We start from the raw sequence: 25,055 nt of genomic DNA, 5'->3' as shown, positions 1-25,055 counted from the left end.
GAGCTCGGACTGGGGCGCCACGCGGATCGCCTTCCCTCCGGTCGGTGCCTATTTCGTATCGTGAAAGTTGCTTTCTACTTCATGGAAGAGTGCTCCCGAATCCCGGAAGCTGTCAAGAGGTCTGCCGCAGCACGGAACCGCGTACCCCGGCCGCAGGCCGCCGTCCCGTCGCCGTCCTGCCGCCGTCCTGCCCCCCTTCGGATGGCCGCTCCCCGTGACGTTCGCGTAGGTTGACGACGTGCGATTGCGAGCCGAGTTCACGACGGAGCCCTTCGACCTGGACGAGCCGCCGCGGCATGCCCTGGTGGCCCGCGACGTCGTGCACAGCGCACCGCTCGACTCCGTCGACGTGGGCCCCTTCGGCAACACGGTCGAGGGCCGGGCCGAGGACGTGCTGGAAGCCGTCCGGGCCGTGCTGAACGACTCGCTCGGCGCCGGCGCGACCCGCATCTCGCTCCAGCTCAACGTCCTCACGGACGAGGACGAGGACGCGGGCACGGACGCGGACGCGGACACGGACACGGCCCCGGGTACCGCCGGGGGCGGGGCATGACCGCTGCCGACGGAGACCAGGGCCGCCGCTTCGCCGACGCGGTCAAGCCCCTCGTCGACGCGATGGGCGCGGAGATGGTCGCTCCCGAGGAGGCCCGGGGCGACGACGTGGTCCTCGCGTGGGAGGGCAGGGACGTCGTCGCTGTGCGGCTGCCCCACCTGTCCGACTCCCTCGACCACATCCTCGCCGAACTGGAACGCCGCCACGGAATGCCGCTCGCCGAACTGGACCGCAGGACGAAGCAGTCGGTAGTGCGCGTGCTGGAGAGCCGTGGCGCCTTCTCCGTGCGGCACGGTGTCGAGACGGTCGCGAGCGCGCTCGGCGTCAGCCGCTTCACCGTCTACAACTACATCAACTCCCAGGAGGAGAAGCGGGCCAGGCAGCGGGGTACGGGAGCGGGCGGTGATCCCCGGTGACCGGGTGCGCGCTTGTCCTGCCGGTACCTGCTTCGGCCGCCGCCCGGGACGAGCTCTGCGGGCGCCGGCCCTTCGGCTGTGACGCGGAGAGGCGGAGCGCGAGCCGCCGTCCCTGCGCTCCCGGGTGACCCTGGTGGGCCGCACGGAGGCACGTACCTCGGCGTGGTGAACTGCGACACCTGCCCGTCGGCCTGCGAGAACCTCCGGCATCCCGCATCCCGCATCCCGCATCCCGCATCCCGCATCCCGCATCCCGCGTCCCGCATCCCGCGTCCCGCATCCCGCGTCCCGCATCCCGAGTCCCGCATCCCGCGTCCCGCGTCGGCCACGTAAGGCGCGACGCGACGACAGCCCTCGTTGCGGCGGCCGGTTCGTGACGTGACGTCACGAACCGGCCGCATGTGACCGTTCCAGCAGGCTCAGCATCGCCTGACGGAAGCCTGCGCGCTGCTCCTCGCTCCACCCCTCGGTGAGCCGGTCGAAGACGGCTTCCTGCCACCGGTGCGCCTTGTCGAGCATGGCGAGGCCCGCCGGCGTCACCGACAGTTCGCGGCGCCGGCCGTCGGCGTCGGCCGCCCGCATCCGCAGGTGACCGGCGGCGATTGCGCTCTTCACCAGGCGGGACGCATTGCTCTGGTCGATGCCGATCTCGCGGGCCACCGCGTTGACCGTCGCGGGCCCCCGCCGCGTCAGCGAGTGGACGGCCTCCGTGACGAGCACGAGACGCCCCTGTTCCGCCCCCTGGGACTCACCCGCGTGAGGGCGGCGCGACCAGTGGCGGACGAACTCGAAGAGCACCTGGCCGGGGCCGCGCCCGGTGCCGGGCTGCTCCGCGTCCTGCCGTCCGGTGTCGCGGTTCCCGCTCACTCGGTGGCAGCCATCTCGCGGCAGATGCGGGCCACTTCGAGTGCGGACTCGAGATCGGGCAGCCGCAGCGAGGCGGACACCCGCTCGCCGGTCACCCGGAAGACCGTGGCCACGCGGGCCGGGGTGCTGCTCCCGGGCCAGGTGGCGTCCTCCTCGACCACCACCAGCCGCTCACTGACCGGATGCCAGGTCTGCGGGACCAGCCTGATCCCGGACCGCTGGACCCAGTCGGCGAACTGGGCGGCGGTGATCGAGCCGGCGCCCTTCGGGCCCAGCACGACGACCGGGTCGGTGACCGCGTCCGCGGCCGCCTCCGGATCGCCGTCGTTGACCGTCGTGTGCCAGCGGCTGACGGCTGCTTCCAGCAGGGTTTCGGGCTTCATGGAGGCACTGTATGCGAATCGCATGTATTTGGGAGCGGGGCGGCGGCAGCGGAAGTCCTGGCAGTTCCGCCGGTGACGGTCACGCTCCGCCGGTGACGGGCCCGCTTCGCCGGTGACAGTCACGCTCATCCGGGCGCTCCGGGCCGGGAGTTCGGGCTGTGGCCGGACTCGAACCGACCGTGCCGGGGCCGTCGTCGACCGGATCAGAATTTCAACAAACTGTTGACGTTGTCCTCCTCCGGGGTTTAGCTGTTCCCAGTCCGAACACTCTCCGGAGGCATACGTGACGCCTTCCCCTTCCCCCGCGACGCCGGGTCTGACCTGGCTCAACTCCGCCCAGGAGAGCGAGGCCCGCGCTGCGCTCCTCGGGGTGTGCGCCGCCCGGGCGTGGGCGGGAGCACTGCTCGAGGGCCGGCCGTACGCCACCCCGGAACGGCTGCTCGCCGCCAACGACGCGGCGATGGCGGAGCTGACCGCCGTCGACCTCGACGAGGCCATGGCGGGCCACCCGCCCATCGGGCGTCCACGTCCCGGCGATCCGTCCTCCGCGCGCGAGCAGCGCGGCATGGCCGGGGCCTCCGAGGCGCTGAAGGCGGAGATGCTGGAGCTGAACCTGGCTTACCAGGAACGGTTCGGACACGTCTTCCTGATCTGCGCGACCGGTCTGAGCGGCGAGCAGATGAGGGACGCCGCACGCAGCCGCATCGGCAACTCACCCGAGGAAGAGCGGGAGATCGTCCGCACCGAACTGACGAAGATCAACCGGATCCGGCTGACCTCACTGGCGAAGGCTGCCCGACCGGCGCAGGCGGCCCGACCGGCGCAGACGGGAGCACCATCGGGGCCGGCAGGCCCAGGAGAGAAGGCGAGCGAGCATGAGCGGTGACAACCCCGGCGGCGCGACCGCGTCGGTCTCCACGCACATCCTCGACACCAGCGTCGGGCGTCCCGCCGCGGGCGTCGGCGTGGAGCTGTCCGTGCGCACGGACAGCACCGCGGAATGGAGCGCGCACTCCGTCTCGGTGACGGACGCGGACGGACGCTGCAAGGACCTTCCGGCGCTGCCGGAGGGCACCGCACACGCCCGGCTCACCTTCGCGGTGGAGCCGTATCTCAGCGCGCACAGGACGCACAGGACGCACGGGGAACAAGGGGAGCACGAGACGGGGGAGCGGGGGAGCTTCTTCCCCGAGGTGACGGTGGTCTTCGCGGTCGCCCCCGGCGAGCACTATCACGTGCCGCTGCTGCTCAACCCGTTCGGCTATTCCGTATACCGAGGGAGCTGACAGCGAATGACGGTGCCGACCACGACTCTCGGCCAGAACCAGTACGGCAAGGCGGAGAACCGCGTCGTCAAGATCACCAGGGACGGCGCGACCCACCACATCAAGGACCTCAACGTCTCCGTCGCCCTCAGCGGCGACCTCGATGAGGTCCACTACTCCGGCTCCAACGCGAACGTCCTGCCCACCGACACCACCAAGAACACCGTCTTCGCCTTCGCCAAGGAGCAAGGCGTCGAATCCGCCGAGCAGTTCGGCCTCGCGCTCGCCCGGCACTTCGTCGACGCGACCGAGCCGATCCGCACCGCACGCATCCGCGTCGAGGAGTACGCGTGGGAGCGCATCGCCACGTCCGGGGGCGAGGCCTCGCACTCCTTCGTGCGGCGCGGCCAGGAGACCCGTACGGCGCAGGTCACATACGACGGCTCCACCGTCGAAGTCCTCGGCGGGCTCAAGGGACTCACGGTCCTCAACTCCACCGACTCGGAGTTCTGGGGATACATCAAGGACGAGTACACGACGCTGAAGGAGGACTACGACCGCATCCTCGCCACCGATGTGAGCGCGGTGTGGCGGCACTCCTGGAGCGGCGACGACGGCACTGCGGCGCCCGACTGGAACAGCTCCTACGAAGAGACGAAGGCACTGATGCTGCGGGCCTTCGCGGAGACCTACTCGCTCTCCCTCCAGCAGACCCTCTACACGATGGGCTCCCAAGTCCTGGAGGGCAGGCCCGAGTTGGAGGAGATCCGTTTCTCGATGCCCAACAAGCACCACTTCAGGGTGGATCTGGAGCCGTTCGGCATCAAGAACGAAGCGGCCGACGGCGCCGTCTACATCGCCGCCGACCGCCCCTACGGACTCATCGAGGCGACGGTGCTGCGCGAGGGCGCCGAGGCGCGCATACCCGTCGACATGACCAACCTGTGAGAAGCCGACGGGGCCGACCTGCCAGAACGGGCCCGGAAGCGGCGGGCCGCGGCAACCGGCTGCCGTCCCCGATCCTCCGCCCGGCCCGCACATGTTCCCGAACCCGAATCCGGTCCCGAACCCGTATCCGAACGCGGTCCCGTATCCGTACCCGATCCGTATCCGTACCTGAACCCCTACCCTGCCCACCGGCATCGAGGACTCCCCAGCCATGACTGATCCGGCAGACCGCACAGAGCGCATCGTCATCGAGAACTGCGCCGTCGCCACCGTCGACGCGCACGGCACCGAGCACGCCCGCGGCCACGTCGTCGTCGCCGGCAACCTGATCGAGTCGGTCGGGGAGGGCGGTGCACCGGCGGGGCTCGGCGACGTCGTGCGCCGTGTGGACGGTACGGGGCACCTCGTCACGCCCGGCCTCGTCAACACCCACCACCACTTCTACCAGTGGCTCACCCGCGGACTCGCCCAGAACGCCAACCTCTTCGACTGGCTCGTCGCCCTCTACCCCGTGTGGGCACGCATCGACGAGGACATGGTGCGCGCCGCCGCCCGCGGTTCCCTGGGCATGATGGTGCGCGGCGGTGTGACCACGGCGATGGACCACCACTACGTCTTCCCGCGCGGCTCGGGCGACCTCCTCGGCGCCGAGATCGGCGCCGCCCGTGACATCGGCGTGCGCTTCAACCCCACCCGCGGCTCGATGGATCTGGGCACCTCCGACGGCGGACTGCCCCCGGACTTCGCCGTGGAGACCACCGACGACGCCCTGGCCGCCACCGAAGAGGCCATCGACACCCACCACGACCCGTCCTTCGGTTCGATGCTGCGCGTCGGCGTCGCACCGTGCTCGCCCTTCTCCGTGACGACCGAACTGCTGCGCCGGGCAGGCGAACTGGCCCGCCGCAAGGGCGTACGGCTGCACACGCACGGCTCGGAGACCGTCGAGGAGGAGAAGTTCTGCCACGAGCGGTTCGGCATGGGCCCCACCGACTACCTGGAGTCCGTGGGCTGGCTCGGCGACGACGTGTGGATGGCGCACTGCGTCCACATGAGCGACTCCGACATCGCGGCCTTCGCACGCACCCGCACGGGCGTGGCCCACTGCCCGTCCTCCAACGCCCGCCTGGCAGCGGGCATCGCCAGGGTGCCGGACATGCTCGCCGCCGGTGTCCCGGTCGGCCTCGGCGTGGACGGCACCGCGTCGAACGAATCCGGCGAACTGCACACCGAGTTGCGCAACGCCCTCCTCATCAACCGGCTGGGCGCACACAAGGAGCAGGCCCTCACCGCACGCCAGGCGCTGCGGCTCGGGACGTACGGCGGAGCCGAAGTCCTGGGCAGGGCCGAGGAGATCGGATCGCTGGAGCCCGGCAAGCTCGCCGACCTGGTGCTGTGGCGCATCGACGGCATCGGGCACTCCTCCATCGCCGACCCGGTCGCCGCGCTCGTGCTCGGCGCCGCGGCACCGGTCACGCTGTCCCTCGTGAACGGCCGCGCCGTCGTCGAGGACGGCCATCTCACCAACGCCGACGAAGAGTTGATCGCACGCGAGACGCGGGACGAGGCCCAAAGGCTCGCGCGCATCGCCGCGGACGAGGGCTGAGCAGCCCGGAACGCGGCACCCCATGACTCCGGCCGGGAGGGACGGCTCCCGGCCGGACACCACACAAGCCGTTCCCGGGACGTGGCCCAACCCCTCACGTCCCGGGACGGTCCGGCACCACCGGGCGTAGCGGCGCAGAAACGACGTCGAACGAACGTGACCTGTGAAGAGCGACAGGAGGATCCGCCGTGACCGAGACGCCCGCACACGACGACCAGCCGCAGGACGGCAGCCACCGGCAACCCGCACCGGACCCGGAGCACGGGCCCGACCCGGAGCAGAGGCAGGAACAGAGGCAGGAGCAGGGGCCGGACCTGGACGAGGGGCCCGACCCGGAGCAGGGACCGGACCCGGCGCCGCCGGGCAAGCACCCCGTCGACCAGTCCCTCCCGCCCCTGAAGCTCCTCACCACCGGCATCCAGCACGTGGCGGCCATGTACGCGGGCGTGGTGGCCCCGCCCCTGATCATCGGCTCGGCCGTCGGGCTGTCCGTCACGGAACTGACGTTCCTCACCGGCGCCAGCCTCTTCCTCGCGGGCATCGCCACGCTGCTCCAGACCATCGGCGTGTGGCGGATAGGCGCACGCCTGCCCTTCGTCAACGGCGTCACCTTCGCCTCCGTCGCGCCGATGCTGGCGATACACAAGTCGGAGGGGAGTGAGGACGCGCTGCCCGTCATATTCGGCGCCTGCATGGTGGCGGCCGCCCTCGGCTTCCTCCTGGCGCCGTACTTCAGCAAACTGGTGCGCTTCTTCCCGCCCGTGGTCACGGGCAGCGTCATCACGCTCATCGGCGTCTCGCTGATGCCGGTCGCCTTCAACTGGGCGCAGGGCGGCGACCCGCAGGCACCCGGATACGGCGCGACGAAGAACATCGCCATGGCCGGCGTCACCCTCGTCGTCGTCCTGCTGCTCAGCCGCTTCACCCGCGGGTTCGTCAAGCAGATCGCGGTGCTGCTCGGACTCGTCGTGGGCACGCTGATCGCCGTGCCCGTCGGCATCACGGACTTCGGCGCGCTGCGCGACGCCGGGATCGTCGGCTTCCCCACGCCCTTCCACTTCGGTGCTCCGCAGTTCGCCGTCGCCGCCGTGATCTCGATGTGCATCGTCATGCTCGTCTCGATGACGGAGTCCACGGCCGACATGCTCGCCCTTGGTGAGATCGTGGACCGGCCCGCCGACGAGAAGACCATCGCCGCGGGGCTGCGCGCCGACACCCTCGGCTCCTTCATCAGCCCGTTCTTCAACGGCTTCCTGGCCACCGCCTTCGCCCAGAACATCGGCCTGGTGGCGATGACCAGGATCCGCAGCCGCTACGTGGTCGCCGCGGGCGGCGGCATCCTCATCCTGATGGGCCTGTGTCCGGCGGCAGCGGCCCTGATCGCGACAGTGCCGCAACCGGTGCTCGGCGGGGCGGGCGTCGTCCTCTTCGGTTCCGTCGCCGCGAGCGGCGTGCGCACCCTGGCGAGGGCCGACCTGGCCGACGACCGCAACATCGTGATCGTCGCGGTGTCGCTGGCCGTCGGTCTCATCCCCGTCGCCGCCCCGGAGTTCTACGGCGTCTTCCCGGCCGGCGCGCGGATCATCCTGGACTCCGGCATCTCGACGGGGTGCGTCACGGCGGTCGTCCTCAACCTGCTCTTCAACCATCTGGGACGCCGGCCCCGCGCCGCCGGCGAGGCCGCGGTGCCGGAGCCGCGGGCCGGCGACGTGCCGGCGGAGCAGCCCTCGCGCCGACCCTGACCGGCGCACCGGGCCGGGGCCGCCCGGCCCCCCGTGTAGGACGCCGCCGCGCGCGGCCCCGTGGTCGCTCGACGCCGCAACCCGATGCCGTCACCCGATCCGGTAGTCGCGCATCCTGTACGAGGCCTGGTCGTCGGAGGCCTCCTCGTACGGGTCGAGTTCGATGCGTGCGGGACGGTGGTCGCCGTCGTACGCCACATCGGCCCGGTGTGCGTCCACTTCCCGCGCGTCCTCGACCCGCTTCAGCAACTCCTCGACGGAGTGGACCCGCTCCTCCAGCCGCCCGGCAGGCATCCTGCTTCCGTCGAGGAGCCGCGCCCGCACGACCTTGCCGTCCCTGACACGGACCCGGAAGGACCCGGTCACTGCCATGGTGCTCGTCTCCAGCGTGTAGCTGTAGCGGCGGGGCGCCTTCCAGTCGGTCCCGCCGGAGTACTCGCTCCCGGTGCCGCAGCCGTTGAGCAGTGCCCCGGCCAACGTGACTCCAGCGGCGGCCCCCAGCGAGGTGCGTGCGTTCCCCCATGCATGGCTCATGCGAATGCGACGCGGCCATCGGCCTCCGGGTTCCGCGGGACGGTCGGAGACGACGCCCCCGACGAGGCACGGACGTGCGGCTCCACCGCGACTCGCGGGATGCCCCGGGCGCTATCGTCACCGGCGTGCGACTGCTGCTTACCACGGACACCCACCTGCCCAAGCGCGCCAAGCGACTCCCGGAGGCGCTGCTCGGAGAACTGGACGCCGCCGACGTCGTCTTCCACGCCGGGGACTGGGTCGACACCGGCACCCTCGACCTGTTCGAGGCACGCGCCCGGCGGCTCGTCGGCGTCCACGGCAACAACGACGGACCCGCTCTGCGCGCACGCCTGCCGGAGGTGGCGTACGCCGAACTCGCCGGGGTGCGCTTCGCCGTGGTCCACGAAACAGGTGAGGCGCGGGGCCGCGAGCGCCGCTGCGCCGAACGCTTCCCGGAAGCGGACGTGCTGGTCTTCGGCCACAGTCACATCCCCTGGGACAGCACGGCCCGGGGCCGGCTCCGGCTGCTCAACCCGGGTTCGCCGACGGACCGCAGACGCCAGCCGAACTGCACCTACATGACTGCCGCGGTGACCGACGAGGGCCTGTCACAGGTGCAGCTCCACCGCCTGCCGCGCCGCAACTGACCACCGGTCCGTTCCGGCGGGGGCGTTCGGTCGCTGCGGAGCGCTCCCCGAATTGCGTTCGCGGAAGAGGGCCGGCGCCCGTAGCGTCGTGCGGCATGGAGCTGATTTCCGTCAACGTCGGCCGTCCTCGCCCCAACCCGTGGAAGCAGCAGGCCGCGACGGGGATCGACAAGCAGCCTGTGGCCGGGCCCGTATCGGTCACCGCGCCCGGGCCCAAGGGGGACGGCGCTGTCGGCCTGGCCGGCGACAGGGTCTACGACGTGAAACACCACGGCGGCCGTGACCAGGCCGTGTACGCCTATGCCCGGGAGGATCTCGACGGCTGGGAAGCCGAGTTGGGCCGGACACTCCCGAACGGCGTGTTCGGGGAGAACCTCACCACCCTCGGCCTGGACGTCAACGGAGCCCTGATCGGGGAGCGTTGGCGCGTCGGCTCGGATGTCGTCCTCGAAGTGTCCTGCCCGCGGGTTCCGTGCGGGACATTCCAGGGCTGGCTGCAACGCGACGGGTGGATCAAGCAGTTCACTCTGGCCGCGATTCCGGGTGCGTATCTGCGCGTGATCGAGCCCGGTCAGATCCGGGCAGGCGACGGTGTCGAGATCCGGCACCGCCCCGATCACGACGTGACCGTGGCTCTGGCCTTCCGTGCGCTGACACGTGAACCGGGGCTGCTGCCGAGGCTTCTGGCTGCCGACGCACTGCCGGAGGAGGACATGGAACACGTCCGCAGGCGAATCGGCTCGTAGCAGGCGGCCGGCGGCAGGCAGCAGGCGGCAGGCGGCAGACGGGAGACGGGAGACGGGTGCCGAGTGGCGGCAGCCGCCAACGCTCGCGTGACCGGCCGCTCCTCAACGGTGACGCCCTCACCCCCGGTGCCGCCAAGCGAGGCCTGGAGGCGAGCTGGCCGGGACAACCGTGAGTGGTTACTCGTCCTCTGGTGCGATCTCGGCGGATTCGGCTGATTCTCCCGGCGTGCCGGAAATCCGGGGAGCGTCCTGACGAGGTCTTTTGCTGATGGCTCATCCTTCCCGTACGGCCCGCCGCGGACGAGTACGGTGACGTCTCACCGACGGCCCCGCGTGGAGCGACTTCCCGGGGGAGACATGGAGCCGGCACCCCCGGCTCCGCGGCTGATGCAGTGAAGGAACGGTGTTTCGGTGACTGCGGACCATCAACAGGAAGATGTCATGCCAGGGGCCTCACTTGAACGCGGCAGCGACGAGGCGGCCGGTGTGCCGCCCGAGGCCCGCACGCTCTCTCCTCCGGAGGACCCGCCGGCCCCCGTGGGCCTTCCGGAGCGTGCCGTCCCGCTCAGACGTGAGGTGCTCTGGGCGGTGGCGGCCGCCGCCTCCTACGGGATGACGCTCTTCCTGGGCAGCGGCGGTCTCGTCCTCCTCGCGATACCCGGGTTCCTGGGGCTCGCCGTCCTCGAGGTCATGGCGGTGCGGTACGTGCTGCGCCGGCCGTCGAGAGGCACCCCGGCGCCGTACCCCACGGACGGCAGCGATCACCGGGGCCCGGTGAACTTCCTGTACGCGGCCCTCCTGAAGCGCTACGCCGTGCTCGTCGTCTCCAGCCTCGTTCTCATGGCCGTGCCGCTGGTGACCAGGGCCGCCTCCCTCATACCGCTGATGGGTGTGGGGCTGCTCGGCATCGCGCTGGCGACGGTCTTCTGGTTCGACCAGCTGCGCTGGGTGCGGCAGTGCGCCCGCGTCCTGAGCGTCTACTCCTTCGAATTCCGCGCCCCGGTCTACGGGTTGGAGCTGTGGCGGCACGGGAAGCGCGTGGTGGTACTGGGCTACCAGGGCCTGAAGTCGCCGGACATGGTCGCCCGCGAGCCGATGGGTCATCCCCGCTGGCCCGACGCGATCGCGGACGGGGGCTGGTTCGCCGGGGACGAAGTCTTCGGCGGCGTGCTGCTCGTCCCCGGAACGGGTGAGCTGATGTGCATGCAGCCACTGGACTGGGACGACTTCGAGCAGTGGCGGAAAGAGGCGGGGGAGGAGCGCCGCGCGCAGGCGAAGCGGGCAGGTTTCGACAGCCGCGTCGTCTGACGCACCCCGGCCGCCTCCCGGTCCGCCGCCCGGATTCGGCCAGTTCCCGTCGCAGCCCCGCCCGGCACCCGGACGCCCGTGCCACCGCTCCCTCCCGGCGACCGGCGAGCCGCCTCGGCGTGCCCCCGGGCGCGGGTAAGGATGGTGCCCCCGACCCTGGAGGAGGGCGCCGGCAATGGATTTCCGTGACCCGCCGAAGACCGCAGCATGGCAGCACATCAAGGCCAGAGCCGGCTTCGAGGTCGTGTACTTCCGGACCACCGGCGAAGGCTGGCGCATCCAGGGCTGCACGACGGCCGTTGAGGACGGCAGCACCTGGATCGTCGACTACGAACTCGAACTCGACAGCGCCTGGGTCACCCGCTCCGCGCACATCTCCGGCCGCTCCGCCGCCGGCCGCGTCACGAGGTCGATCATCAGCAGCGGAGAGGGACACTGGCTGGTCGACGGCGTCGTGGCGTCCGAACTCGACGGATGCCTCGACATCGACCTCGAATCCTCCGCCATGACCAACGCGCTGCCCGTGCGCCGGCTGTCTCTCGCAGAGGGGGAACGCGCCGAGGCGCCCGCCGTGTATGTGCGTGCGGGGGAACTCGCCGTGGACCGGCTCAACCAGAGCTATGAACTCGTCCGCGACAAGACGGGCCGGAAGCGCTACGAGTACTCCGCCCCCTCCTTCGGCTTCGAAGCCCGTCTCGCCTACGACAGCTCGGGCCTCCTCCACGACTACCCGGGCATCGCCATCCGCGTCACCTGACGGGCGGCCACCGCGCCGATGTTGCCCCGCTGCCGTGGCGGCGGCCTGTGTCCCGGCGCGTGCAGGGACTTGAGTCTCCAGCCGCTGGAAGGTCCAGACTCCCGGCATGAGTCACGAACCCCCGGAATCTCTCACCATCGGGCAGCTCGCAGACCGTGCGGGCGTCGCGGTGCGCACCATCCGCTACTGGTCCGACGTGGGCGTGCTGACGCCCGAGCGCCGGTCGTCCGGCGGCTACCGGCTCTACGGCGCGGAGGCCGTCGCCCGTCTCGAACTCGTACGGACTCTGAGGGAGTTGGGGCTCGGCCTGGAGGAGGTGAGCCGGGTCGTGCGCAGCGAGACCACGGTCGCCGAGGTCGCCGCGACCCATGTCGCAGCCCTGGACGCACGCATACGGGCCCTGAAGGTGAGCCGGGCGGTTCTGTCCACCGTCGCGAAACGCGGTTCCACCGCGGAGGAGACAGCACTGATGAACAAGCTCGCACGGCTTTCCGTGGACGAACGCAGGGCAGTCATCGAGGACTTCATGAAGGAGGTGGCCGACGGAGTCGACGGGGCCCCCGACATGGAGGAGCGGCTGAGGCGTTCCCCCGTCGAACTTCCCGACAGCCCCACGCCCGAGCAGGTCGACGCCTGGCTCCGGCTCGCCGAACTCATCCAGGACCCGGACTTCCGCGCCGGGATGCGGAGGATGCTGGAGTTGAGCACCCCCGCCGGGCGGCGGCACGGCGGGCACATCTGGTTCACCGGGCATGTCGTGGCGGCCGTGCGAGAGGCGCGGCAAAGCGGCGTCGATCCCGAAGGGGCGGACGCTTCGGGGGTGTTGGCGGAACTGTTCGGCGACGCGGACCGCTCCGAGGTCCTCGAAGCCCTGCAGGCCGGCCTCGACGCGGGAGCCGAGCGCTTCCGGGAGCTGCTGCGCACCGTCAGAGGCCACGACCCGCAGCCTTCACGCGCCGAGGAGTACACCTGGCTGCGGCAGGCGCTGCGGGCGGAGCTCCAGCGGGTCCCGGGGGTGTGACCGCTCGCCGTGGCGCCTCGGGCTGCGCGGTCGGCCACGCCCGCCCTCCGGGTGCGACGCTTCTGCCCTGCCCTGTCGGCGCGAGGGTTCGGCAACGTCCGGTCGGCACACGAGCGTTGGCGCTCCTCTACGCACCGGAAGCCGGAGGCAGAGCCGGGGTGCCGCGCGGGTGCACGCCGCGGCGTTCCGGCGGCGGTACAGCCTGAGCGACGAGCCCGGCAGAGCGGTTCGTGTACGCCACCCGGCGGTCCCCCCGGCCTGGTGCAGGGCAGCCGATGGGGCCGCGTGCGATGGTCCCCGCGGAACCCCGTCCGGCTCCGTCCCGGTGCCTGGCCGTTCCCGGCGGCACAGCCGAGCGACCGTCACCGGGGCGCATCCGCGACATGTCGATGAACCGATAGGGAGATCGCCCATGGAAATGCCCGTCGTACAGGAATGCAGCGTGGATGCCTGCGCCTACAACAGGGAGCGTTCCTGCCACGCACTGGCCATCACGGTCGGCGACATGCAGCGCGCCCGCTGCGACACCTTCTTCACCGCCCAGTCCAAGGGCGGAGACCCGTCCACCACGGGCCGGGTCGGTGCCTGCAAGGTCTCCAGCTGCCGGCACAACACGCAGTTCGAGTGCCGGGCGCCCGGAATCACCGTCGGGTATGTGCAGGACGAGGTGGACTGCATGACGTTCGAGCCTGCGTGAGCGGTCTTCCGGCCGAGAGACCGATCCCGGCCTCCGGGGTCCCGGAACCGGCCCCCGCCCGAGTCCGGGCGGGGGCCGGTTCCGGTTCAGCCGGCGGGCTCACCGGGCCGCGGTGTGGGAGAGGAAGGTCTTCCAGGTGGTGGGGGAGAGGATCAGGTGCGGGCGTGCGGTGTCCTTGGAGTCGCGGACGTGGACGGTGTCCGGGAGCGTCGCGACCTCCAGGCAACTGTCCCCCTGTGAGCCGCTGTAGCTGCTCTTGGTCCAGGTCGGCTCGTCCGTGCTGCTCATGGCTCTCCTCGCATTCGCGTATGCCGCCTCCGGCCGGACGCTGATTCCGGGCTGCGGGCCGTCAGGTGCGGGCGGCGTGGGAGACGAAGGTCTTCCAGGTGGTGGGGGAGAGGATCAGGTGGGGGCGCGTGGTGTCCTTGGAGTCGCGGATGTGGACGGTGTCCGGGAGCGTCGCGACCTCCAGGCAACTGTCGCCTTCTGAGCCGCTGTAGCTGCTCTTGGTCCAGGTCGGCTCGTCCGTGCTGCTCATGGCTCTCCTCGCATCCGCCTCAGCAGGCTCACGGAGTCCTCGGGGGTGAGAGCCTGTGAACGCATCCTGGCATACCGCTGGAGCAGCACGCTCACGTCTCTGCGGTCGAGCAGCAGTTGGCCGGTCTTCTGCCCCTCCGTGTATCCGAGCCACTGGTGGTCGGGGGTCTCCAGGAGCTGCATCGGCCCGTCGTGGCCCGCGTGGCACGGCTGTTGGAGCGGCATGAGCTGCAGCTCCACGTTCCAGAGCTCCGCGACCTCCAGCAGGTGGCCGATGAGCTCTCTCGTGACCTCGACCCCGCCCGTACGGCGCTCCAGCAGGGCCTGCTCGATGATGAAGCTGAAGGCGACGGGCCGCTCCCGGCGCAGGAGTTGCTGGCGTTCGAGGCGGGTGGTGACACGCTCCCGCACTTCCTCGGCGGAGGGCGGCGGCGGCACGTTCAGCGTCACAGCCCGCGCGTACGCCTCCGTCTGCAACAGGCCCGGGATCACCCGGCATTCGTAGGTGCACAGGCTCACCGCCTCCTCCTCCAGCTTCGCCCACTCGCGGAACCAGGACGCGATCCCGGGCCTGCGCACGGCGTGCCGTGCGGCGGCCCTGAGCGCGCCGAAGGCGTCCAGCACCTCTTCCGCCCGCTCGACGAGGTCGGCCGGCGGCAGTCGCCGTCCCTGCTCGACGGAGGCGATGGTCTGCACCGAGTACCGTACGCGCGCGGCCAGTTCGTCCTGGGTGAGCTGTGCGCGTTTCCGGAAGGCCTTGAGCACTGCTCCGAACGCCCTGAGGCTGTCGGTGCCCTCCGGCTCGCCGCCGAGCGCGCCTTCGTTCCCCGTCATTTCCGGCCACCTCCGGTGCTTGCGGTCCGCCGCCGATCCGGCTGGGTCCATGATTACCGTCGGTGATGCGTACCGTCCACGGATGAAGCCCGTACGCATGGGTGCGTACGGGCGGAGGTGCTGGTCAACTGCCGTGTTCAGGCGGCAGTTTGGGGCCATGTCAGCCCATGCCTCGGCCCCGGAATCCATTACCGTACGTGCGTTCGCCCAGCGGTTCAGCGCCACCCGGCGCGGCGCAAGACTCGCCCGGTACCTGACCCTGCAGCAACTGGACGCGTGGGGCGTGCCGTACGGCAGCGAACCGTCCGACGACATCGCCTCGGTGGTCGGCGAACTCGCCGCGAACGCCGTCCTGCACGGCCGGGTGCCCGGAAGGGACTTCGCCCTGGTGCTGCGCTTCGGCGGCGACCACGTCCGCGTGGAGGTCACCGACGCCAGGACCGGCGGCCGCCCCACCGCGCCGGGTCAACTGGTCGCCCCCGCCGACGAGTCGGAGTCCGGGCGCGGGCTGCTGCTCGTCTCCGCTCTCGCGTCCCGCTGGGGGATCACCGACAACGCGCCCGCCCCCGGCAAGACCGTGTGGGCCGAGATCGGTCTGCGGTGAGGCGCGTGCCCGGCCGCGACGTGCTGCCCTCGGGCAACGGTGACGGCCGGACACGCGGCGCCCGTACGACCGTTACGTCTTCATGAGGACCTCGACCGCCGTGCGCTCGAGTGCGGTACACGAGTCGACCACGTCCGCCATCTCGTCGAACAGCCGCCGCCGGGTGCTCTCGTCGGGAGCGCCGTACTCGTGGGCGAGAGCGCCGGCCCGCTCTCCCAGGGCGCGGATCTCCGCGGCTGCCGCCCTTCCCTGCGACATGATCAGCTGCATCCGCTGCTCGCAGAGCTCGGTGTAGTCCCCCAGTTCCGAGACCGTCTCCAGCGCCAGACCAGCCAGCTTCTCCCAGCCGCGTCCCGACTCGCGGAAGAGTTCCGCGGCTTCGGTGTGGCCGGCCAGGTCGAGGAACCGCGCGTACAGCGGGCGGGTCGCCCCGGGCGCGGTGTACTCCAGCTCCAGGCACTCGTAGATCCGGCGCACCCCGTGGAAGAACGCGACCGGGTCCCCGAAACGCCGCTCCCACCCCGACTTCGTTCTGGTGTCGCGCAGTTGGGCGGCCAGCTTGTCCATGCCGGAGAAGCCGAAGTTCACGTCCCAGTTGCCGCCCATGACAGGACCGGTCAGATGGGCGCAGGTGGTCGCGATCGCTCCGGCCGTGTCCGGGGCGCCGGTGGGCGGCCCGGACGGCACGATCATCTGGTGGCGGCCCTTCTTGTGCGAGGACCACGCCTCGCCGAACTCCTCGGTGCCGATGGCGTGCGGGGTCACCGACTCGTCGTCGACGTACAACGTGTCGCCCTCGTACCCGGCGATCGTCACGGTGTACGGGTCGTTTCCGAAGCCGGGCACCATCCCGTGCCACGGCAGCCGGGACCTGTCCACGGTGCAGAAGACGGGACGCCCCTCGTCCAGGGCCGCACGCACGCGCTCCCAGCGGGGCTTGGTGCTGTGCTGCTCGGTCCAGGGGACGCCGAGCCGGTCCAGTGCCGCAGGCACCCACGGCTCCGGGTGGTGCTGCGCGACGATCGTCATCATCGGCGGCATGTCCTTGTACTCGAACACGAAGTACATGAACCCGATGCCGCCGGCCAGACCGGCGATCAGCGCCTCGTCGTGGACGCTGCCCAGCGCGTGCCGGACGAGGGACGCCTCGTGGTGCTGGTCGGTCCCGAACTCCCCGTAGACCAGGTCGGTCGGGAGGGCCGGGGCCTCGGCGCGGGCCGCCTGAGCCAGTACGTGCCGCCGGGCCGTCGTGTACGACTCTCCGGTACGGGCCATCCGCCGCCGTACCAGCTTCTTGAGCGCTCGCTGCTCCGTCACCGTCGATCCTCTCAGGGCACACGATGCGAGCCCCTCACGCGGGCCCGCCACCGTCGCCACGAAAGGACAGGCCGACAAGGCAGACAAAGGACCACGCCCGCGATGACAAGAAGATCACCTCTGCCTCCGCGCCGCCCGGCAGCGTGAGGGCCGGGTCAGGAGGTCGGGCGCGCAGGCGGCGCCGGAGGCGCATTCTAGCCCTTCATCTCCTGACCCGGCACTGGGCTGACGGGCTCAGCCCAGCAGTTCGTACGCCGGAAGCGTCAGGAACTCCTCGTACTTCTCGTCGAGCGCGACCCGCAGCAGCAGGTCGTGGGCCCGCTGCCACTCGCCCGCCTCGAAGGCCTCGTCGCCCAGCTCCCGGCGCAGCTCGGCCAGATCCATCTCGGCGACCTGGCGCACCAGCTCCGGAGTGACGCGCTGCTCGCCCTCGGGGGTGTCGGGCAGCACCACGCCGGCGTTGACCCACTGCCAGATCTGCGAGCGTGAGATCTCCGCGGTGGCCGCGTCCTCCATGAGGCCGAAGATGGCCACGGCGCCCATGCCGCGCAGCCACGCCTCGATGTAGCGGGTGCCGACCTGGACGGCGTTGCGCAGGCCCGCGTACGTCGGCTTCGCGTCGGTGGAGCCGACGGCGAGGAGTTCGGCGGCGGTGACCTCCACGTCCTCGCGCAGCCGGTCCTTCTGGTTCGGACGGTCGCCCAGCACCGCGTCGAAGGATTCCTGCGCGACGCTCACCAGGTCGGGGTGCGCCACCCAGGAGCCGTCGAAGCCGTCGGCGGCCTCGCGGTCCTTGTCGGCCCGTACCTTGGCGAACGCCTTCTCGTTGGCCTCGGGGTCGCGCCGGTTGGGGATCTGGGCGGCCATGCCCCCTATGGCGTGGGCTCCGCGCTTGTGGCAGGTGCGCACGAGGAGTTCGGTGTAGGCCCGCATGAACGGGGCGGTCATCGTCACCGAGTTGCGGTCCGGCAGGACGAACTCGGCGCCGGCGTCACGGAAGTTCTTCACGATGGAGAAGAGGTAGTCCCAGCGGCCGGCGTTCAGCCCCGAGGCGTGGTCGCGCAGTTCGTAGAGGATCTCGTCCATCTCGTACGCCGCGGTGATCGTCTCGATCAGCACGGTGGCCCGGACGGTGCTCTGCGGGATGCCGCAGTGGTCCTGGGCGAAGACGAAGACCTCGTTCCACAGCCGCGCCTCGAGGTGCGACTCCAGCTTGGGCAGGTAGAAGTAGGGGCCCTTGCCCATGTCGATGAGGCGCTGGGCGTTGTGGAAGAAGTAGAGGCCGAAGTCGACGAGGGCGCCCGGCACTTGCTCGCCGTCCACCCGCAGATGCCGCTCGTTCAGGTGCCATCCGCGCGGGCGCATCACGACGGCGGGCATATCCTCGGCCGGGCCGAGCTTGTAGGACTTGCCCGAGTTCTCGTCGGTGAAGTCGATGGTGCGCTCGTAGGCGGAGATCAGATTGAGCTGCCCGCCGACGACGTTCTCCCACGTCGGGGCGGAGGCGTCCTCGAAGTCGGCGAGCCACACCTTGGCGCCGGAGTTGCACGCGTTGACGGTCATCTTGCGGTCGGTGGGACCGGTGATCTCGACGCGGCGGTCCAACAGCGCCTCGGGGCACGGGGCCACCTGCCAGTCACCCTCGCGGATGGCGGCGGTGTTGGGGAGGAAGTCGAGGGCGGAGGTGCGGGCGATCTCCGCCCGGCGCTCCGCGCGCTGGGTCATCAGTTCCTCGCGGCTCGGTGTGAACCGGCGGTGCAGGGCGGCCAGGAACTCCAGAGCGGGCCCGGTGAGCACCTCCTCCTGGCGCTCCACGGGAGGCGCATCGACGATCTCGACGGCTGAGGACGCTCCTGCGGGCATGGTGGTCACTCCTTAGGGCGGCGTGCGGTCACGGCCGCCGGTCGCGTGCGTTCGGCACGGAGTGCCGCGGGCCGAGCGGCGCTCGTGGAAGCGGTCCGGGTCTCGAACGCGAGAGCCCAAACACTTTCTGAACAGTGGAGACTAGTTTCCTTATGGCGGAATAATCAAGGGTCTGTTGATGTCGAGACATCTCTCACCCGTTCCGCGCTCCGACCGGTGGCCCGGAGTGCCAAGCCGGAGCCGGTGCCTGTGCCGCCCGTCGGTGAGGCGCTGACGGAGGGTGGGTTCCGCGGCTCCGCCCCGCGAAACCCGCGGGTCGCCCGGCGCTCCGGCACTCGCCTTGTGCCCCCGACTCGCCGCCGGAATGCGGTCGGTGGGTCCACGCCCGTATCGAGTCCGCCCGGGCACGGGCCGGCCCGCGTTCCGCCCGTTCACGGGCCCGAGTCCTTCAGGCGTTCCAGGTCCACGGGAGTGTCGATGTCCGCCGGATCGGCGATGTCGCCGCACTCGACCAGCTCGATCTCGTCCGAGCGCGGGCGCAGATACGCCCGAGCGCCCCGGTCGCCCTCCGCGCTCGCCGCGATCCCCGCCCAGTGGTCCGCCCCGAACAGCACCGGATGGCCGCGGCGCCCGCCGTACGACGCGGCCGCCAGCGTGGCGGGCGAGCGGCAGACCGAGCGCACGCGGGAGACGGCGCCGGCACCGATCCACGGCTGGTCGACGAGCAGCACAACCGCCGCGTCCGTGCCCGTACCGGTCAGGGAGTCGAGGCCGAGCCGCAGCGAGGAGCCCATCCCCGACTCCCAGTACGGGTTGTCGAGCACCGTGCAGCCGGAGAGTTCGGCCCGCGCGCGTACCTGTCCAGCGGCCGCGCCCAGCACCACGTGTACGCGGTCGCAGCCGCCCGCGCGCAGCGTCCGCACCGCGTGCTCGACCAACGGCCTCCCGTGCAACGGCAACAGGGCCTTGGGGCGGCCGCCCAGGCGCCGTCCCCCGCCCGCCGCGAGCAGCAGCCCGGCCACCGCTGGGGCGGCCCGGTCCTCGTCCTCGTACCGCTCGCCAGTCATCCTGACCTCTTCTCCTGCCGTGCCCGTCCCGGGCCGGTCCCACGCCGGGCCGGTCCAATGCCGGGCCCGCCTCTGCGCCTGCCCGGCTGCTTCCCGCAGTCTCGCCGCCCGTCGCGCACCCCGGCGGTGGTGCACCTTTGCCGGAAGGCGGCGTGTCGGCGACCGGAAGCCGGCGTACCTCCATAAGGCACGATTGCGCACGAGTTGCGCAAGGCGTTGCGAACTTGGTGCTTCACGCCCCGAATTTCGCGCTCTGTGTGGCGTGATGTGCGGAGAGTGGCGTTTAATTGTGGGCAGCCGGTCGCGTTCGATCCTGTGGGGGGCGGGTGCGCGGCATCATCACTGTGGGGGCGAATCGTGGCGCGAAGCGATGCCGTTGAGCAGCGTGCGATACCTGTGGCCGACACCGGGGATGATCCCCGGGTCGCCGGGCTGAGCGCTGCCATTGCCCGTCTGCGGGCCGAACTGGACGCCTACCCGGCCCGGTTGTACGACAGGCATGCGGCCGAGGACGAACTCACCGCTCTCGCCGCCCGGGTCGCCGAGGGCGCTCCGACGGCCGACGAGCTGCGCAACTCCCTGCTCCAGATCCTCGCCGCCATAGGCTCGGTGAGCGCTCTCGCGGATGCGCTCACGGCCCTGCGCAACGCGATGGAGCTCTTCGGCGAACCGCTGGGCTTCCAGGGCGCCAACTGAGCTCTGTCTACCGGGAGTTCGCCGGGCCGCCCCGTACGGACGAGGCTGCCGGCGAAGCCTTCGACGCGGCCCGGGCCCGCGTCAGGCTTGACCGACGGTCATGATCATCCAGAGGACCAGGGCGAGGGCGGACAGGATCGCGCCGGTCATGGCCAGCGGCTTGCCGCGGCTGTGCCCGCGGTAGGCGACGATCGCGAGGATGATCCCGCCCACCCCGGACGGCAGGCCGACATAGGCACGCACGCCGGTCAGGTCCATCGGGAGGAGCGGCAGCACACATCCGGCAAGGCCGAGGACGACCGCGGCAACCGCCGCCCCGAACCCCTTGGGGCGGTCCGCGGCAGCCCCTCCGCCCGGATGCGGGACCGAGGCGTTCGGTTCGGGGGGCGGGCCGTAGCTCATGAGGACTCCTCACGCTGATGAGTTCGGTCGTCCGGGGGTTGCCGCCCGGCGGGGTGATCGGAGCGTACAGCCTGGGACGGGCCGGCGGCCCCGCCCGTCGGCCGCAACCGGTGCAGTGCACGAGCGGCTCGCGGGTTGCCGTAAGGGAATCGTCCGACTCCTTACATGCCGATGACGTGCGGGCCCAACCGGTGGCCGGTGAGGGGCGGTTGGGGCGAGCTTTGAGGCGGCCCGGGAAGCCGAAAGCCTGTCCGGGCCCACACCCGGACAGGCCGGCGCTTCACGGACGCCCGCGGCTCGCGCACCGGAAGCCGACCCGGAACGCGGTGCGGGGGGACCGTCAGGGACGGCGTTCGCGGTGACGCGCAGCCGCAGCGACGACAGAACGGGCACCGGTCTGCGCAGGAAACGGCAGAGGCGCGGCAGGGACGGCAGTCCCCGGACCGGCTGAGCCGGGCACCGGTCTCAGGCCGGGCCAGGTCCGTCGGCGCCCGGTCGCCGTCGGCCGGTACGGCCCCCGGTGGCAGGCGCCGTCAGCCCCCCGTGGCGCCGTTGCTCGCGAGGGCCTTCGAGAGCTGCTCGGCCACCTCGTGCATCAGCGGTACGAACTTGTCGGTCGCGGCCTCCGTGACCCTGCCGGCCGGCCCGGAGATCGAAATCGCCGCCGCCGTCGGGGAATCGGGCACCGAGACGGCGATGCAGCGCACCCCGAGCTCCTGCTCGTTGTCGTCCGTCGCGTAGCCCACCTCGCGGACGTGTTCCAGCGCCGCGAGGAAGCCCTCCGGCGTGGTGATGGTCCGCTCGGTCGCGGCGGGCATGCCCGTGCGGGCGAGCACCGCGCGCACCTCGTCCGGTGAGCTGCCGGCCAGCAGCGCCTTGCCGACGCCCGTGGAATGCGGCAGCACGCGCCGTCCGACCTCCGTGAACATCCGCATCGAGTGCCGCGAGGGCACCTGCGCCACGTAGACCACCTCGTCGCCGTCGAGCAGCGCCATGTTGGCGGTCTCGCCCGTCTCCTCGACGAGCCGCGCGAGGTGCGGCCGCGCCCATGTGCCCAGCAGCCGGGAGGAGCTTTCGCCGAGGCGGATGAGGCGGGGGCCGAGTGCGTAGCGGCGGTTGGGCTGCTGGCGTACGTAGCCGCAGGCCACGAGGGTGCGCATCAGCCGGTGGATGGTGGGCAGGGGCAGTCCGCTGGTGCCGGAGAGTTCGCTCAGCCCGACCTCGCCGCCGGCGTCGGCCATCCGCTCCAGCAGGTCGAAGGCGCGCTCGAGGGACTGGACGCCGCCCGACTGCCCCGTGGAGGCAGAGGTGCTGGCGGCGGTGGCGGGGTTTCGCCGGTCGGACGACGGCACGTCGCGTTCCTTTCCTGCGGGTGGGGCGCATGCTACCGGCACACGATCACCGGGCCCCGTGACCGCCGGCCCTGCGTGCACCCGGACCGGAGACGGCATTGCTTCTGCAATGCGGAATAGTACTTCCATTGAGCGGAATCCGCCATGGCTGACGTCTTGACGTGGCAGGGATCTGCCAAGAGGATCTGGCATCAACAGAATGTTGAAGAGAGGGGTGGTCAGGTGCCCGGCGTCCAACTCGTCCTGCGCTCGGCGCGCGTCGTCACACCCGAGGGTACGCGGGCGGCGTCGGTGAGCGTCGCGGACGGCAGAATCACCGAGGTCGGACCGTACGACGCGCGGGTGCCGGACGGGGCGCAGCTGGTGGACGCGGGTGACGACGCGGTGCTACCCGGACTCGTCGACACCCACGTGCACGTCAACGACCCGGGGCGCACCGAGTGGGAGGGCTTCACCACCGCCACCCGCGCCGCCGCGGCGGGCGGCATCACCACGCTCCTCGACATGCCGCTCAACTCCCTCCCGCCGACCACCACGGTCCCCCACCTCCGCACGAAGCAGGAGACCGCATACGCCCAGGTCCACGTCGACACCGGCTTCTGGGGCGGCGCGATCCCGGGCAACGTGGCGGACCTGCGTCCCCTCCACGAGGCGGGCGTCTTCGGATTCAAGTGCTTCCTCTCGCCCTCCGGCGTCGAGGAGTTCCCCGAACTCGGCCCGGCCGAGCTGGAGTCGGCGCTCACCGAGATCGCGGGCCTCGGCGGCCTGCTCATCGTGCACGCCGAGGACCCCGGGCGGCTGGCCTCGGCGCCGCAGAGCGGCGGCCCCGCCTATGCCGGCTTCCTCGCCTCCCGTCCGCGCGCCGCGGAGAACGATGCCGTCGACCGCCTCGTCGGCCTGGCGCGGAAGCTGGACGCACGCGTGCACGTGCTGCACCTGTCCTCCGGCGACGCGCTGCCCGTCATCGCGCGGGCGCGCCGGGAGGGCGTGGCGCTCACCGTCGAGACCTGCCCCCACTTCCTCACCCTCAGCGCCGAGGAAGTCCCGGACGGCGCAACGGAGTTCAAGTGCTGCCCGCCCATCCGCGAGCGGGCCAACCAGGACGCCCTGTGGCAGGGGCTGGCCGACGGGACCGTCGACTGCGTGGTCTCCGACCACTCGCCCTGCACCGCCGAGCTCAAGGACGGCGACTTCGGTACGGCGTGGGGCGGCATCTCCTCGCTCCAGCTCGGCCTCCCGGCGGTGTGGACGGAGGCACGCAGACGGGGACACACGCTGGACGACGTCGTGCGCTGGATGTCCTCGGGGCCCGCCCGGCTCGCCGGGCTGGACGGGCGCAAGGGCGCCGTCGCGCCCGGCCACGACGCGGACTTCGCCCTCCTCGCGCCCGAGGAGAGCTTCACCGTCGACCCTGCGCGGCTGCACCACCGCAACCCCGTCACCGCCTACGCGGGCCGCACGCTGCACGGCGTCGTACGGGCGACGTGGCTGCGCGGGCAGAAGATCGCCGAGGACGGCCGCCCGCTGAGACGGACCGGACGGCTGATCGAGCGGACCGGGCACCCCGGCGCGGGCGGGTACCCCGGCTCAGCCGAGCGCCCCGCCGCCACCGGACCCGGGCGGCCCGGAAGGACCGAGAGGATCGAGAGGCCCACGGCATGACAGACACGCGGCACCCCGGCCCTGCCACCGCTTCCGGCCGCCCCCCGGCTTCCGCCCCCGCCCCCGCCACCGGGGCCGCGCCGGCCACGGGCCCCGACGCCCGCCCCGGCGAGGGACTTCCGCGCTTCACCGGCGACGCGAACCCGTACCGGGGCGGCGACCCGTACGCCGACTACCGCACCGCCGAATTCCCCTTCGCCCACCTCCCGGATCTTGCCGACCGCCGGCTCGGCGCCGGAGTCACCGCCGCCAACGACGAGTTCTTCGCCGAGCGCGAGAACCTGCTGAAGCCGGACCGCGCCGAGTTCGACCCCGAACGCTTCGGCCACAAGGGCAAGATCATGGACGGCTGGGAGACCCGCCGCCGCCGCGGCGCCGGTGCCGCGGCGCCGCACCCCGCCGCGGACGATCACGACTGGGCGCTCGTGCGGCTGGGAGCTCCCGGCATCGTGCACGGGATCGTCGTCGACACCGCCCACTTCCGCGGCAACTACCCGCGAGCCGTCTCCGTGGAGGGTGCCTGCGTGCCCGGCGCGCCCTCGCCGGAGGAACTGCTCGACGAGGCGACCGACTGGACGGTCCTCGTCCCGGAGACCGTCATCGGGGGTCACGCCGCCAACGGCTTCACCGTCGACGACGACCGCCGCTTCACGCATCTGCGCGTCAACCAGCACCCCGACGGAGGGATCGCGCGGCTGCGCGTGTACGGCGAAGTCGCCCCCGATCCCGCGTGGTTGGCGGCCCTGGGCACGTTCGACCTGGTGGCCCTGGAGAACGGCGGCCACGTCCAGGACGCCTCCGACCGGTTCTACTCGCCGCCCGGAAACACGATTCTGCCCGGCCGTCCGCGGCAGATGGACGACGGCTGGGAGACGCGCCGCCGCCGCGACTCCGGCAACGACTGGATCCGCTACGCCCTGACGGCTCAGGCCACCGTCCGCGCCGTCGAGATCGACACGGGCTGCCTCAAGGGCAACGCGGCGGGCTGGGCGGCGCTTTGGGGCAGGGACGGCGAACAGGGTGACTGGTGCGAGATGCTGCCGCGCACCCGGCTCCAGCCGGACACGGTGCACCGCTTCCTGCTCGACGGCACTCCGCCGGTGACCCATGTGCGGCTCGACATCCATCCCGACGGCGGCATCGCCCGGTTGCGGCTGCACGGGTCGCTCACCGGACAGGGCGTGCGCGACCTGGAAGAACGCCACCGACGGACGACCGGGGACGGGTGAACTCCCGCTGAAAATCCCGA

Annotated in this window: 28 protein-coding genes; 17 read left to right on the top strand and 11 right to left on the bottom strand. The window is 71.5% G+C overall.

Features of this window, described 5'->3' with window-relative positions; translation table 11 throughout:
* The first annotated feature begins 238 nt into the window (after positions 1-238).
* Both H180DRAFT_RS18500 and H180DRAFT_RS18495 read left to right on the top strand, forming a co-directional pair.
* The gene (locus tag H180DRAFT_RS18500) at positions 239-553 is read left to right on the top strand and encodes a YkoF family thiamine-binding protein (protein WP_074466866.1); all 315 of its coding nucleotides are present in this window, start codon (positions 239-241) and stop codon (positions 551-553) included.
* Positions 550-969: a helix-turn-helix domain-containing protein gene (locus H180DRAFT_RS18495; protein ID WP_055487193.1), complete on the top strand. Its 420-nt coding sequence runs from the start codon at positions 550-552 to the stop codon at positions 967-969. The genes H180DRAFT_RS18500 and H180DRAFT_RS18495 overlap by 4 nt, the downstream gene beginning before the upstream one ends.
* A 384-nt stretch (positions 970-1,353) precedes the next feature.
* On the opposite strand, the gene H180DRAFT_RS18490 is transcribed toward H180DRAFT_RS18495, so the two are convergent.
* The gene (locus H180DRAFT_RS18490; RefSeq protein ID WP_055487192.1) at positions 1,354-1,836 is read right to left on the bottom strand and encodes a MarR family winged helix-turn-helix transcriptional regulator; all 483 of its coding nucleotides are present in this window, start codon (positions 1,834-1,836) and stop codon (positions 1,354-1,356) included.
* Complete coding sequence (locus H180DRAFT_RS18485; protein WP_055487259.1) at positions 1,833-2,219, bottom strand: nuclear transport factor 2 family protein; 387 nt, start codon at positions 2,217-2,219, stop codon at positions 1,833-1,835. Before H180DRAFT_RS18485 ends, H180DRAFT_RS18490 begins: the two co-directional genes overlap by 4 nt.
* 283 nt (positions 2,220-2,502) lie before the next feature.
* On the opposite strand from H180DRAFT_RS18485, the gene uraD reads away from it, so the two are divergent.
* From uraD to H180DRAFT_RS18460, 5 genes are all read left to right on the top strand, one after another.
* Complete coding sequence (uraD, locus tag H180DRAFT_RS18480) at positions 2,503-3,105, top strand: 2-oxo-4-hydroxy-4-carboxy-5-ureidoimidazoline decarboxylase (RefSeq protein ID WP_079100216.1); 603 nt, start codon at positions 2,503-2,505, stop codon at positions 3,103-3,105.
* The gene (gene uraH, locus H180DRAFT_RS18475; protein WP_055487191.1) at positions 3,095-3,505 is read left to right on the top strand and encodes a hydroxyisourate hydrolase; all 411 of its coding nucleotides are present in this window, start codon (positions 3,095-3,097) and stop codon (positions 3,503-3,505) included. Before uraD ends, uraH begins: the two co-directional genes overlap by 11 nt.
* A 6-nt stretch (positions 3,506-3,511) precedes the next feature.
* Positions 3,512-4,432, top strand: a complete 921-nt coding sequence (gene pucL / locus H180DRAFT_RS18470) for a factor-independent urate hydroxylase (RefSeq protein ID WP_055487190.1) — start codon at positions 3,512-3,514, stop codon at positions 4,430-4,432.
* Between the two features lie 211 nt (positions 4,433-4,643).
* Positions 4,644-6,038: an 8-oxoguanine deaminase gene (locus H180DRAFT_RS18465; RefSeq protein WP_055487189.1), complete on the top strand. Its 1,395-nt coding sequence runs from the start codon at positions 4,644-4,646 to the stop codon at positions 6,036-6,038.
* A 314-nt stretch (positions 6,039-6,352) separates the two neighbouring features.
* Positions 6,353-7,780 carry a nucleobase:cation symporter-2 family protein gene (locus tag H180DRAFT_RS18460; RefSeq protein ID WP_055487258.1) on the top strand — a complete coding sequence of 476 codons (1,428 nt, stop codon included), beginning with the start codon at positions 6,353-6,355 and terminating at the stop codon, positions 7,778-7,780.
* Positions 7,781-7,870: 90 nt separating this feature from the next.
* Here H180DRAFT_RS18460 and H180DRAFT_RS18455 read toward each other — a convergent pair whose 3' ends face one another.
* On the bottom strand, positions 7,871-8,314 hold the full coding sequence (locus H180DRAFT_RS18455; RefSeq protein WP_139151408.1) for a DUF6174 domain-containing protein: 444 nt from the start codon (positions 8,312-8,314) through the stop codon (positions 7,871-7,873).
* Positions 8,315-8,439: 125 nt separating this feature from the next.
* Between H180DRAFT_RS18455 and H180DRAFT_RS18450 the strand changes: the two genes are divergently transcribed.
* From H180DRAFT_RS18450 to H180DRAFT_RS18425, 6 genes are all read left to right on the top strand, one after another.
* Positions 8,440-8,943 carry a metallophosphoesterase family protein gene (locus H180DRAFT_RS18450; protein WP_055487257.1) on the top strand — a complete coding sequence of 168 codons (504 nt, stop codon included), beginning with the start codon at positions 8,440-8,442 and terminating at the stop codon, positions 8,941-8,943.
* A 95-nt stretch (positions 8,944-9,038) separates the two neighbouring features.
* On the top strand, positions 9,039-9,689 hold the full coding sequence (locus H180DRAFT_RS18445) for an MOSC domain-containing protein (protein ID WP_055487187.1): 651 nt from the start codon (positions 9,039-9,041) through the stop codon (positions 9,687-9,689).
* A gap of 441 nt (positions 9,690-10,130) precedes the next feature.
* On the top strand, positions 10,131-10,997 hold the full coding sequence (locus H180DRAFT_RS18440) for a hypothetical protein (RefSeq protein ID WP_055487186.1): 867 nt from the start codon (positions 10,131-10,133) through the stop codon (positions 10,995-10,997).
* Positions 10,998-11,172: 175 nt separating this feature from the next.
* The gene (locus tag H180DRAFT_RS18435) at positions 11,173-11,754 is read left to right on the top strand and encodes a putative glycolipid-binding domain-containing protein (protein WP_055487185.1); all 582 of its coding nucleotides are present in this window, start codon (positions 11,173-11,175) and stop codon (positions 11,752-11,754) included.
* A gap of 106 nt (positions 11,755-11,860) precedes the next feature.
* On the top strand, positions 11,861-12,775 hold the full coding sequence (locus tag H180DRAFT_RS18430) for a helix-turn-helix domain-containing protein (protein ID WP_055487184.1): 915 nt from the start codon (positions 11,861-11,863) through the stop codon (positions 12,773-12,775).
* 412 nt (positions 12,776-13,187) lie between these two features.
* Positions 13,188-13,472: a DUF1540 domain-containing protein gene (locus H180DRAFT_RS18425; RefSeq protein WP_055487183.1), complete on the top strand. Its 285-nt coding sequence runs from the start codon at positions 13,188-13,190 to the stop codon at positions 13,470-13,472.
* 99 nt (positions 13,473-13,571) lie between these two features.
* Here H180DRAFT_RS18425 and H180DRAFT_RS18420 read toward each other — a convergent pair whose 3' ends face one another.
* The 3 genes from H180DRAFT_RS18420 to H180DRAFT_RS18410 form a co-directional block, all read right to left on the bottom strand.
* Complete coding sequence (locus H180DRAFT_RS18420; RefSeq protein ID WP_055487182.1) at positions 13,572-13,760, bottom strand: DUF397 domain-containing protein; 189 nt, start codon at positions 13,758-13,760, stop codon at positions 13,572-13,574.
* Positions 13,761-13,821: 61 nt separating this feature from the next.
* Complete coding sequence (locus H180DRAFT_RS18415) at positions 13,822-14,010, bottom strand: DUF397 domain-containing protein (protein WP_055487181.1); 189 nt, start codon at positions 14,008-14,010, stop codon at positions 13,822-13,824.
* Positions 14,007-14,843, bottom strand: coding sequence for a helix-turn-helix domain-containing protein (locus H180DRAFT_RS18410; RefSeq protein WP_055487180.1), 837 nt, complete (start codon positions 14,841-14,843; stop codon positions 14,007-14,009). The genes H180DRAFT_RS18415 and H180DRAFT_RS18410 overlap by 4 nt, the downstream gene beginning before the upstream one ends.
* Before the next feature lie 157 nt (positions 14,844-15,000).
* Between H180DRAFT_RS18410 and H180DRAFT_RS18405 the strand changes: the two genes are divergently transcribed.
* Positions 15,001-15,447: an ATP-binding protein gene (locus tag H180DRAFT_RS18405; protein ID WP_055487179.1), complete on the top strand. Its 447-nt coding sequence runs from the start codon at positions 15,001-15,003 to the stop codon at positions 15,445-15,447.
* A gap of 72 nt (positions 15,448-15,519) precedes the next feature.
* Here H180DRAFT_RS18405 and H180DRAFT_RS18400 read toward each other — a convergent pair whose 3' ends face one another.
* The 3 genes from H180DRAFT_RS18400 to H180DRAFT_RS18390 all read right to left on the bottom strand — a co-directional run bounded on the left by H180DRAFT_RS18400 (position 15,520) and on the right by H180DRAFT_RS18390 (position 19,694).
* A complete protein-coding gene (locus H180DRAFT_RS18400; RefSeq protein WP_055487178.1) occupies positions 15,520-16,764 on the bottom strand; it encodes a BtrH N-terminal domain-containing protein in 1,245 nt (414 codons plus the stop codon).
* Positions 16,765-16,998: 234 nt separating this feature from the next.
* Positions 16,999-18,627 (bottom strand): malate synthase A, encoded by a 1,629-nt coding sequence (gene aceB / locus H180DRAFT_RS18395; protein ID WP_055487177.1) that lies wholly within the window; start codon positions 18,625-18,627, stop codon positions 16,999-17,001.
* Positions 18,628-19,058: 431 nt separating this feature from the next.
* Positions 19,059-19,694, bottom strand: coding sequence for a nucleotidyltransferase family protein (locus H180DRAFT_RS18390; protein WP_055487176.1), 636 nt, complete (start codon positions 19,692-19,694; stop codon positions 19,059-19,061).
* A 396-nt stretch (positions 19,695-20,090) separates the two neighbouring features.
* Here H180DRAFT_RS18390 and H180DRAFT_RS18385 point away from each other — a divergent pair, with 396 nt between their 5' ends.
* Complete coding sequence (locus tag H180DRAFT_RS18385) at positions 20,091-20,390, top strand: DUF5955 family protein (protein WP_254666073.1); 300 nt, start codon at positions 20,091-20,093, stop codon at positions 20,388-20,390.
* An 81-nt stretch (positions 20,391-20,471) separates the two neighbouring features.
* Here H180DRAFT_RS18385 and H180DRAFT_RS18380 read toward each other — a convergent pair whose 3' ends face one another.
* Positions 20,472-20,792: a hypothetical protein gene (locus H180DRAFT_RS18380; protein ID WP_055487174.1), complete on the bottom strand. Its 321-nt coding sequence runs from the start codon at positions 20,790-20,792 to the stop codon at positions 20,472-20,474.
* Between the two features lie 533 nt (positions 20,793-21,325).
* On the bottom strand, positions 21,326-22,144 hold the full coding sequence (locus H180DRAFT_RS18375; protein ID WP_055487173.1) for an IclR family transcriptional regulator: 819 nt from the start codon (positions 22,142-22,144) through the stop codon (positions 21,326-21,328).
* A 222-nt stretch (positions 22,145-22,366) separates the two neighbouring features.
* Between H180DRAFT_RS18375 and allB the strand changes: the two genes are divergently transcribed.
* Together allB and alc are read left to right on the top strand one after the other, a co-directional pair.
* Entirely contained in the window at positions 22,367-23,806 is a 1,440-nt protein-coding gene (allB, locus tag H180DRAFT_RS18370; RefSeq protein ID WP_254666072.1) for an allantoinase AllB, read from the top strand.
* Positions 23,803-25,035, top strand: a complete 1,233-nt coding sequence (gene alc, locus H180DRAFT_RS18365) for an allantoicase (protein WP_079100213.1) — start codon at positions 23,803-23,805, stop codon at positions 25,033-25,035. Before allB ends, alc begins: the two co-directional genes overlap by 4 nt.
* Positions 25,036-25,055 lie beyond the last annotated feature (20 nt).

The sequence above is a fragment of the Streptomyces sp. WMMB 322 genome, assembly GCF_900090145.1.
GTDB lineage: Bacteria > Actinomycetota > Actinomycetes > Streptomycetales > Streptomycetaceae > Streptomyces.
The sequence above is the reverse complement of the archived record's forward strand: the minus strand, read 5'-3'. Positions and strand labels throughout refer to the sequence as shown.